General features: G+C 44.9%; 7 protein-coding genes. 1 reads left to right on the top strand and 6 read right to left on the bottom strand.

Annotated elements, in window-relative coordinates; all coding sequences use genetic code 11:
• The 5 genes from APB76_RS14335 to APB76_RS14315 all read right to left on the bottom strand — a co-directional run.
• The coding region (locus APB76_RS14335; protein ID WP_202816238.1) for a VCBS domain-containing protein at positions 1 to 1,739 on the bottom strand (1,739 nt) is incomplete at its 3' end.
• 310 nt (positions 1,740 to 2,049) lie between these two features.
• Complete coding sequence (locus APB76_RS14330) at positions 2,050 to 3,231, bottom strand: hypothetical protein (protein WP_054963604.1); 1,182 nt, start codon at positions 3,229 to 3,231, stop codon at positions 2,050 to 2,052.
• An 8-nt stretch (positions 3,232 to 3,239) separates the two neighbouring features.
• Positions 3,240 to 3,986, bottom strand: coding sequence for an outer membrane lipoprotein-sorting protein (locus APB76_RS14325; RefSeq protein WP_408058703.1), 747 nt, complete (start codon positions 3,984 to 3,986; stop codon positions 3,240 to 3,242).
• 60 nt (positions 3,987 to 4,046) lie between these two features.
• Positions 4,047 to 6,428 (bottom strand): efflux RND transporter permease subunit, encoded by a 2,382-nt coding sequence (locus APB76_RS14320; RefSeq protein ID WP_054963603.1) that lies wholly within the window; start codon positions 6,426 to 6,428, stop codon positions 4,047 to 4,049.
• A 183-nt stretch (positions 6,429 to 6,611) separates the two neighbouring features.
• A complete protein-coding gene (locus APB76_RS14315) occupies positions 6,612 to 7,400 on the bottom strand; it encodes a TetR/AcrR family transcriptional regulator (protein WP_054963602.1) in 789 nt (262 codons plus the stop codon).
• Between the two features lie 226 nt (positions 7,401 to 7,626).
• Between APB76_RS14315 and APB76_RS14310 the strand changes: the two genes are divergently transcribed.
• Complete coding sequence (locus tag APB76_RS14310; RefSeq protein ID WP_054963601.1) at positions 7,627 to 8,706, top strand: PQQ-dependent sugar dehydrogenase; 1,080 nt, start codon at positions 7,627 to 7,629, stop codon at positions 8,704 to 8,706.
• 34 nt (positions 8,707 to 8,740) lie between these two features.
• On the opposite strand, the gene APB76_RS14305 is transcribed toward APB76_RS14310, so the two are convergent.
• Positions 8,741 to 10,228: a sensor domain-containing diguanylate cyclase gene (locus APB76_RS14305; RefSeq protein WP_237767909.1), complete on the bottom strand. Its 1,488-nt coding sequence runs from the start codon at positions 10,226 to 10,228 to the stop codon at positions 8,741 to 8,743.
• Positions 10,229 to 10,616: the final 388 nt, after the last annotated feature.

The following is a 10,616-nucleotide window of genomic DNA, read 5'->3' as shown; positions in this document are numbered from 1 at the left end:
CCCGTGATGGTGATTTCGACCGTGTGTGGCGTGCCGTCTTCAGACTGAACCGTGAAGGTCTCAACGCGAGTCTGACCTTCACCTAAGTATTCCACTTTGCTGTTGTCAACGTTGTACGTCCACTCACCGCCTTCAGTGATGGTCAGGCTGCCCAGTGGCGCACCTTCCGTTGGGTGATTCACCGCCGTCACGTCAGTTTTAAAGGTGTCGTTAGCGTTGTTGCCATCCACATCGACAGACGTCAGTGTGCCCTTGTCTTCAAGGACCACATTGCCGTCACCTTCCGTCACGGCACCTTTGTCATCGCCGCTGATCTGCGCGGCGTCATTGGTGCCCGTGATGGTGATTTCGACCGTGTGTGGCGTGCCGTCTTCAGACTGAACCGTGAAGGTCTCAACGCGAGTCTGACCTTCACCTAAGTATTCCACTTTGCTGTTGTCAACGTTGTACGTCCACTCACCGCCTTCGGTGATGGTCAGGCTGCCCAGTGGCGCACCTTCCGTCGGGTGATTCACCGCCGTCACGTCAGTTTTAAAGGTGTCGCTCGCGTTGTTACCATCCACATCGACAGACGTCAGTGTGCCCTTGTCTTCAAGGACCACATTGCCGTCACCTTCCGTCACGGCACCTTTGTCATCGCCGCTGATCTGCGCGGCGTCATTGGTGCCCGTAATGGTGATTTCGACCGTGTGTGGCGTGCCGTCTTCAGACTGAACCGTGAAGGTCTCAACGCGAGTCTGACCTTCACCTAAGTATTCCACTTTGCTGTTGTCAACGTTGTACGTCCACTCACCGCCTTCGGTGATAGTCAGGCTGCCCAGTGGCGCACCTTCCGTTGGGTGATTCACCGCCGTCACGTCAGTTTTAAAGGTGTCGTTAGCGTTGTTACCATCCACATCGACAGACGTCAGCGTGCCCGTATCTTCAAGGATCTCGTTGCCATCACCTTCCGTCACGGCACCTTTATCGTCGCCGCTGATTTGCGCGGCGTCATTGGTGCCCGTAATGGTGATTTCTACTTGATGAGTTGTCCCATCAACTGAGGTGACGGTTAAAATACGGGTAACTGGCTCGCTGTCTGTATTTAAGGCCTGAACATCAGAATGAGTATTGTTGAGTTCATAACTCCAATTGCCATTAGCATCAACTGAAAAGCTGCCCCAATTGCCATCTTTCACGTTTGTCTGTGGCTGAAAAAATGCTTCACCAGGGTTGGAATCACTGATGGATAACTGGCCACTTGTTTGAAGAATAGTATCCTCTTTAACTACCCCAGAGTCATCCCCCGCAATTATCGCTTTAATCTGCGCAATATCGGTTTGCGAATAACGGAAAAGGTTAAACAACGTGGTACTTTGCTCTGAACTAAAGCCAGCTGTCTCAAAATAAGTGCTAGCAAGAACTTCAGCCCCTATTCTTTCAATAGTACCTGACTCTGTTAGGCTTGAACCGCCTGCACCGCCTGCTGCCGTCGCGAACTCTTCTCCCAACTCATTAGGATCAAGACCGTTTTCGAATGCTTCCAGTAACTGCGCAACTTGCTTAGCTGCTATCTGTTCAGACTGAAGGTGCCCAAGTTCATCTAGAACATAAATTTGCTCTGGTTGGATTTCATTTTCCAACGTCTCAACAATCACTTCACCCGGCAGTAGTTCATCCTTTGAATCTACGATTTTGATGCGACCATCTAAGCCAATAACGACATAGGTTTCTGCGGTTAATTTAAATTGTCCAACCAAGAGCGGTACCTCATTCAGCAACTACCAAAATTTCGAAAAATATGACCCACCACTCGGTAATGAGACTTATTTCCAAAATTCAATACATTCAGGTAACAAATGTATCATTAATAACCACTAATAAAACATGCAGACTTACACCTCCAAAATTGCATGTTTTATTTTATTCTCAGGTTATCAATCACTTATGCCAAAACAGCAAAAGTCACTAACAGTATGGTGGTTTTATGAACAATGAGTATCGCTAAAAAAGGGAGCTTATTTGCTCCCTAGTTTAAATCATCTAGAAACATCTTTGATTACATTCATGTCAAAAATAGTATTCCAGTGACACTTCAATAAAATCATCTTTACGAGCGAAATATAGCAAATCGTTTGGAGTTTCGTTCTCAAACAACCAGGCATCGAGAGTCCAAGATAAGTGATTGGTAAGTCGACTTGAAGCTTCCAACTTCGCGCTGTAGACATCACTGTTATCGAGATCTTGGGTGACGCCCAAAAGAATCTCAGTGCTGTCTTCGTCATTGAGCGCCAAACGCGTTCCTGCAAAGATGTCGTTTTGTCCAATGGATTGAGCATTATTGCCGCGGCTATCGTAGAGATACTCAGCAATCAAACCTAAATCCCAAACCGTATCAAACACGCCAACAATCGTGTATTCAAAGCCAGACACGAGCCCAGTATGGTGATCGAAACTGTCTCGGTAGATAGTTTCAAGTTTCCACAGCCAATCGCCCACAATGCCTTGTACATCGAGACCAACCTGTTTCGCCTGTGCATAGTATGGCTTCACTTCACCACCAGCCAAACGAAAATAGGGATCACGATTAGTACCTTGGAAATAGCTCAATCCTACATCCCAATCACCGTACATCTGGGAATATCTAAGCGCAAAATCGACATGCTTTTCTTCCCGTGAGGATTCATAGATAGCGTCTTTAGATACCGGCAACGTAGGACGTAAGCGGCCATCCTTACCCGAAAACGTGCGCTCTCTAAAGTAAGGTAAAACCATGGCGTCTATGGTTCCCCACTCTTTGATCGAGGTAAAATGAATCATAGGTTGGCCGAACTTATCTTCGCCATCAACCGCTTCAATAGCGTCGGTTTGATTAACAACATCGACTAAATGGGCAGATTCAGTCACTCCCCAAAATACCTTGCCAATGCCTACCCTGATTTCATAGTCATCCCAATAGTTTAGATAGAGAGCTTCACGAATATCACCATGCGTTCTTTCATCATCTAAGCTGTCTACACGATAAAAAGGTGTAAAGGTAAAATCGGCGTTCTCTCCCAACTGCCAGTAAATTTCAGGTTGCAGAACCAGAGAACTCTGACCTTTTCCCTGCCCCTGCTCACCGTCTGAGAAAAACTGCCTATGCTCTACATTAGCTTGTCCTGCGAACTCGAAAGCGTGACATTGTAACGAAAGCAAGGTCAATATGGCGCTGGCAGAAAGTCTGCCAGCTTTGCTTAATAGATCCTTCATATCGCCTCTTACTTCACACGCTTAAGAACATTCTTTTCAAAATCCTTTTCTCTCAATCCAGTTTGAAAATCGAGATTGCTCGTGGTCAGCGTGGTGCTTTTACCTGTTTGGTGATTCACCATTGCCATAGAATGTGCGCGCCAGTACTGACTGAGGTACTGTTTGTATGCGTCAAACTGCAAGGTTTTTAGCAGTGCGCCTTTGCGATCATAGAACTCAACCTTCAGCGGGCGATAATGCTCCTTATCCAACCAGACAAGTTGCTTGGTATAACCAGAGTTCTTATCTGTTGGGATCTGCTCAAGCAGATAAGTTGGTGTGCCATTGACCTCTTTATCGCCCAAATAGTTGAAGGTGTACTTCTCCAGTTCAAAAGAGCTTAAATCCTCATAGGCGAATTCGCTGCCCATAAAAGGCCCGGACTTATTGCGTGAAGAGATACGTTTAACACGCTTCAACGCAGGTAAATACAGCCATTGATCATCAGCCTCAATACTGTGTGAATGGTTAAGAAAAGCAGTCCCCTTCACATCTCGCGGCAAATCGAAGATAGTGAGACCTTTATCACCATCACCATCGATTTCGAACGACTTTAAGCGCATTTCACGAGTACTGCTTTCACCCTGAGCGTTCTTTAGAATCATCTTCATTGTGGCAACCGAGTCACCCCAACCTTCATCGCGAGCTTTACGTTCAGTAGCAATTTCTAACCCACGCTCTGGTGAAGCCACGACTTGGCTAGCAAACACAACCATGGCTGAAAGGGCGACTGCCTTGATCATTGATTTTGTTTGAGTATTCATAATGAAATCCTTTTAGCTTTGGGTTTGTGTGATTGGGGTGGAACGAGTTTGTTCTGGTTTATTTTCTGTTTCTTCAACGTAGCTAGCGGTATCAAAACGCATCAGCAACGCAGGTAAGAAGATAAAGTCGACCACAAGGGCAATAAAGATCACCATGGCGCTCAGCTGACCCATATCGGCGTTAAGTCTAAAGCTCGACATTGCTAGAACAGAGAAACCAGCGACTAACACAACAGTGGTGATCCATAATGCGCGCCCGACAGTGTGGAAGGCATAGCGCACCGCTTGTTCAGCAGATTGCCCTTGTTTACGTGCACGTTGATATTTAAATAAGAAGTGAACCGAATCATCGACGACAATGCCTAGAGTCAGAGTTACGACAACCGATAATCCAAGGTTAATTTCACCTGATAGAAGCGCCCATAATCCAAATCCGATAATAGCTGGCGCCATGTTTGGCACAATACTGATCAATCCCAAGCGAGTTGAACGTAGAGCAAACACCATCAGCGCGGAAATCAAGATTAAAGTGATAGGTAGTGTCGACAGCATACTAGCCATATTCGTTTCACCGATATGGGCAAACATAAGTGACGGGCTAGACGCGACTACCTGATACTGAGGGGCGTAAGTGGCAAACCAGCTATAGATGCGTTCTTCCAGTTCCACAAGCTCGACACTGCCCAAGTTATCAACCGTCACAACCAGCTTGATAGACGACTTGTCGACGTTGATCTGGTTGTTGAGGTCTAAGCCGTAAGGCAATGACATCTCATAAAGTAGCAGGTACTGAGCGGCTAACTCTCTATCCAGTGGCAGCTTATAGTAGCTGTCGTCATCAGCATGCATGTTCTTATTAAGGCGCTTATAAACGTCTGACAAGGTAGCGACATGGTCAGTCTCAGGTTGCAAGCGCAGCCAATTGGTAAAGTCTCCCATTGTTTTTAGGAATGTAGGATCGGCAATACCTTGTGATTCGCCAGTTTTGACCGCAATACTGATGTTTGTCATTCCACTGATGCGCTCTTCCATAAAGTCAGCCGCTTGGCGGAAATCACTACGCGAATCGAAGTACTTAACGGACTCATCATTCACTTTATTCAGCGGTAGTAAACTTGCAGAAACGGCGATGACTAACGCAGAAATCGGCAATAGCGCCTTACGATAACGAACCACCTTGTCACCAAGCATGTCCATGAAGTCTTGCGACGCGGCTGTTTTCTCATCGACAGCTTTGACTTTGATAGGCAGCAGTTTCAACATGGCTGGCAGCATAGTTACCGATAAGAAACAGGCAATCATGACTCCAAGCGCGGCCAAGTTGCCGAAATCGCGCAATACTGGTGAGTCAGACATGTTCATCATCAAGAAGCCAATAGCCGTCGTGACAGAGGTAATCACGATTGGCATAAAGTTGATGGCAACGCTTTGGTCAATCGAGTAAGACTTGCTATATCCTTTCTTAAGGTTTTGCCTCATGGTTGCGATAACATGCACGCAATCTGCAACCGCTAGCGTCATCACCAAGGTGGGTATATTCACGGTTGCGGTACTTAAGAACATTCCGGCCCAGCCAGAAATTCCCATAGTCGCAGCAACAGAACCTATGATGATGACTAACGTCGCCACCACACTTAAGAACGAACGCAGCATCAGAGTTAGAAACACAAGAATGACCAGTAGCATAGTGGGCACTAGCGTTGAACTGTCTTCTTGGGCAGAGGTCATAAAGGCGTGGTTCATAGCGATGATACCGGCTTTATGAAATTCTACTTGCGGATATTGAGATTGATATTTGGCGAGCAACTGATCGATGTGAGTTACGATTTCAATCACTTCCGCCGTTTCGTCAATTTCAGGCATTTGGACAGTGACGTTAACCACTGTGACATCGCCTTTTTGCGAAATCAGAGAGTCTTTGATAACCGGCTCTGACAGTGCAATACGCTTAACCTTTTCAATCCGCTCTGGTGTTAAAGGGTAATCTTCCAGTAGCAGATCTTCGACGATCAGATCATCTTCGTATGCTTCGGTGTGTTGATAATTTGCGATAGAATCGACGCGGCTTGAGTACGGGACTTGCCATGCATCTTGAGTAAGTTGTTGAACTAAAGTTAATGTCTCTGGTTCAAACACATTACCAGTCGCAGGGGCAATTACGATGGCAAGATTGTCTGACTTTGCAAATATCGTTTGAATCTCATCAAACGCCCTTAATTGAGCATTTTGCCCATCGAAGAAGATATTATAATCACCTCTAAAATAGAGATTTTTTCCTCCCATTGTTGAAACAGTGACTATCGCCAGCGTTATGAGTAACACCCACCAGCTAAAGCGAGTCGGCATGGTCAGCCAAGTAGAAGGCTGTTTTGAATTATTAAGTTGAGCAGTCATCACACTCTCCATTTGTGACGTTTCGTCAAAAGCGGTTAGTTAAAAACCAGCAAATGCTGGTACTTAAGTAACAACCCCTGAACCTGTTAATTAGATTCTGAGTATCAGTGCTTTATGTGACGATTCGTCAAAAATGGTGATTTTAAAAGCCCTTACGGGCTTTTATGATGAAATGCTTGTAGCCTATCGACCTACAGACTCTAGATAATCTATCTCTTGGGCGAACAACTCTTGCTCTACTCTGCGCCAAGTTTTTCGATAATCCCACTCTGTCGATAAAGGCTTCCAAGCCAAACCATCCAATAACATGTTGGCATTATTGAGTACGGTATAGGGATCTTGCAAACGATTGATACAATGGCTATTTGAAGCATTCTGTGTCAATGCATTTGAACCAAAGGCAATTGACCAGTTTGCAAATACGATAGCATCAGAGCCGATACCAGGAGAGAACTTCAAGTCTCCCTGCTCTACTCCATTAAGCACAAGTTGATCAGCATGTTCAATCACTTGTTCTTCGAGAGTATTTAGCTCTTTTACCCTTTCTGGGGAGGCTTTCTCAAGTACCCAAGGGCTCTTTGCCATAATCGCACACGTTGACAGTACTGGCTCCATACGAGCGTAAATACGATAACCAACGTGGAGCGCAATCACCTTTTCACGGGTGTTGCCTTCAAATTCACCAGCACGCGCAAACAAAACAGCCTCACTTTTCAGTGAATGTATGCACAGCGCCATAATCACGTCTTCTTTACTGCAAAAATGATTGTAAATCGTGCCTTTAGAATACGCACTCGCTGAAGTTAACTTGTCCATCGTCAAGTTGCTCCACCCTTGTTCTTGGACAAGCGACTTGGCTAATAGAGTGAGTTCGACTTCTCTATCGGCAATCGCCTGCTGCTTTTTAGTCAACCCAAACGAGCAGCCAGAACCTTCTTTTTTATCATTTTTACTACAGCCAAAACCAAACATGATTATCTAATCCGTCTCAGTCGTTTACTCCCTAACCTTACTATTGTAACACGAATACCAATTACGTTATAAACACCATTAATGACGATTCGTCATTTTTGACACATCGTCATAATAGCGCATTTATTGATCATATCAAGAGAAAGTTAGGTAAAAGATTTATGACGGTAATGAATTGATCCAAATGCTACTATTGCTTGGTAAGCTACTTTGAAATGGATCTTGTATGAAAAACTTTTTAACGTTGCTTGGCTTAGGAATATTCTCGACATCTAGTGTTTTAGCCAACAGCTGGTATGCAGAGCCTCTGGTGGCAGGCCTCAATGTGCCTTGGGGGCTAAGCTACCTCGGCGATAATAAAGTGCTCGTTAGTGAAAAAAACGGCACTATTGGTGTACTAAACCTTGAAAACAACACCTACCAAGACATTGGTAAAGTGCCGAACGTACATGTATCTGGTCAGGGAGGTCTCCTTGATATAGCGGTCTCCCCTTTTGATCCCACTCAAATCTATATCACCTATTCAAAATCTGTTGGCAAAGCGATAGAAACAACGCTAGCGAGCGCAACCTACAACGAAGGTGAGCGACCAAGTTGGCAAGATTTGCTGGTCACCCAATCCGGTTCTGATGGTGGCCGTCACTTTGGTAGCCGGATTACTTTTGACTCACAGTATTTGTACTTCAGCATCGGCGATCGAGGCGAAAGAGACAACGGGCAAGATCTCACGACTCATGCAGGAAGCATTCTTCGTGTTCAAACCAATGGTGAGGCTGCTCAAGACAACCCATTTATTGCAGAAGAAGGTAAGTTGGATGAAATATGGAGCTATGGCCATCGAAATCCGCAAGGACTGTTTTTTGATAGTAAGCAGAGAAGCCTATGGTCTATTGAACATGGTCCACGGGGTGGCGACGAAGTGAACTTGATAGAGAAAGGTGCGAACTACGGTTGGCCTGTTACATCGCACGGTAAAGAATACTGGGGACCAATCGCGGTCGGAGAGTCAACTGAAAAAGAAGGCATCAGCTCTCCAAAGAAAGTATACATCCCTTCTATAGCACCTAGTTCTCTAATACTCTATCGTGGAGACAAACACCCTGGGTTATCTGGAAAATTGCTTGCTGGTGCGCTTAAACTTACTCATATCAATGTACTAACTATAGAAGGTAACCAAGTCGTCGGTGAGCAGAGAATTCTAGAACACCTAGGTGAACGTATCCGCGACATCGAAGCATTACCCAACGGAGAAATTCTATTTAGTACTGATAGCGGGAAGATATATCGCTTAGCAAAAGAAGGCTAAGCAGAGTGAGCACGCTCAGGTGCTCATTAACTTTTTACTCAGAACTACTCGCCCAAATGACTTTATTGCGACCACTCTGCTTACACTCATACAAGGCTTTGTCTGCTAGATTAAACATCGCTTCCTGTAGCTCTTGATGGGTGTTGAATCTCTCATACAAATCTCGCTGCTGGGCAACAGCACCACCTACAGATGCCGTAACAGTTCCAAAAGGTTGATTCCCTTCATGAACCAAGTCCAATCCTGCGATCTCGTGCCTCAAGCGCTCTGTGAAATTCGCGAGTTGACTCAAGTCAGGTCGAGCGCAGAAAATAACAAACTCTTCGCCTCCATAGCGGAATGCAAGATCGCTATCACGCGCCAATTGCTTGATCTTACTGCCGACTCTAGACAATGCGTTGTCACCCTCTGTATGGCCATATATATCGTTAAAGGCTTTAAAATTGTCTACATCACAAACAATTAGGCCAACATAGTGACCTTTAGCCAAATGTCGCTTTAAAAAAGGAACGGCAGTACGAGAATACTTGTGACGAGAGCCGAGCCCTGTTAACGGATCGGTATCTGATTTGGCTCGCAGAATACTGAGCTGATTATCTAGTTTAGTCAGTAAGCCTTGATAAGCTCTTGCCAGCTGGCCTATTTCATCACTTCGCTCTAGCTCTGTTAAATGGTTAAGATCGCTGTTTGCTTGTCCCAATCTCATATGTTCTGCAAGAGATTTAAGAGGTGACACTATCCAATGAGAAACCCAGCCAATCAGAATCAGAGAAATGGCGAGTGCAACAATCGCTTCGGCAATAATCTCTTCAACTAGCGAATACTGCAATTTGGTTAGTTCACTCGCATTAAATACCGCCCACACCTCACCACCATTTTTGTTAATCAGTGGTAGGAGGATATTGAGTGTACATAACTCTTCATCTAAATAGTAAGCGTCGTCAAAAGCCCTCGGCTTACTCCATGGAATATAGATATTGTCGGTGATATAAATGCTGTCAACCAATGCTTCAAGCTCACGCTCAACTCTATTCTGGATAAACATCAGCTTTTTGCGTCGAATTAGGTTGTCAGTACTTGCTCCATCAATTTTGACTCTTAACTCTCTGAGCTTCTGTTCATTTTCCTCGACTTCCCCTTCTTTTACATCTGCGCGCCAAAGATAATCGAAACGCCTAAAATAGCGGACTTGGACTTGTTGCCCCGAATAATCAGAATGACCACTCACTTCTAAAAATTCTAAATCATCAATTGAGGCTAATATTTTCTTGGTGCTTGGCATCATCAAGTTAACGTAGTTTATCCCAGCAACTGAACTCGAAATGAACGGGATATGTGGTGCTAAGGTAAGCTTGGCAATAGAGGCAGAATACTCGACATGGCGGTTCCATTCGCTTTGATAACGCGTATAACTGAAACCCGCAATCAATATCACCACTAAAAATAGATGTGACACGACTAACATCTGATTAATTGAGAGTTTCGCCGCTACTCTACGCGGGGTCGGAAAAGGTCTAGCCAATTTTAATGCTCACTATACACGCTAAAGGTCGATTCGTTTAGCTTAAAGCAGACAAGACAAGTACTTGGAAGTGAAAGCACTGGTTCCGATCGCTCAGCGACACTCAATAGAGGTGCTAGGTATACGACTAACCATTTTGGCCTAACCATTCGAACTCATCCTACAACTCTTAGAGCAACTTCATATAATCGAACGTTTATTTTATTCGATTTATAAATAAATTCACACAATGAATGTTCAAAAATCAATCAGGACTTGAGAGTTGTAGCAGAGATAAGATGGGTAAAGTGTATATAGCAAAAAACCCTAGCATTTCTGCTAGGGTTTTAAACTTGGAGCGACACACGAGGTTCGAACTCGTGACCTCAACCTTGGCAAGGTTGCGCTC

Source organism: Vibrio bivalvicida, assembly GCF_001399455.2.
In the GTDB taxonomy this organism is placed as follows: Bacteria; Pseudomonadota; Gammaproteobacteria; order Enterobacterales; family Vibrionaceae; genus Vibrio; species Vibrio bivalvicida.
This window is presented reverse-complemented; position numbering and strand designations above follow the sequence as displayed.

Coding starts and splice junctions, on each gene's coding strand:
- APB76_RS14315 (WP_054963602.1), bottom strand. CDS start 7,400: ATGTTTGGTTTTGGCTGTAGTAAAAATGATAAAAAAGAAGGTTCTGGC.
- APB76_RS14325 (WP_408058703.1), bottom strand. CDS start 3,986: ATGGTTGTGTTTGCTAGCCAAGTCGTGGCTTCACCAGAGCGTGGGTTA.
- APB76_RS14310 (WP_054963601.1), top strand. CDS start 7,627: ATGAAAAACTTTTTAACGTTGCTTGGCTTAGGAATATTCTCGACATCT.
- APB76_RS14320 (WP_054963603.1), bottom strand. CDS start 6,428: ATGACTGCTCAACTTAATAATTCAAAACAGCCTTCTACTTGGCTGACC.
- APB76_RS14330 (WP_054963604.1), bottom strand. CDS start 3,231: ATGAAGGATCTATTAAGCAAAGCTGGCAGACTTTCTGCCAGCGCCATA.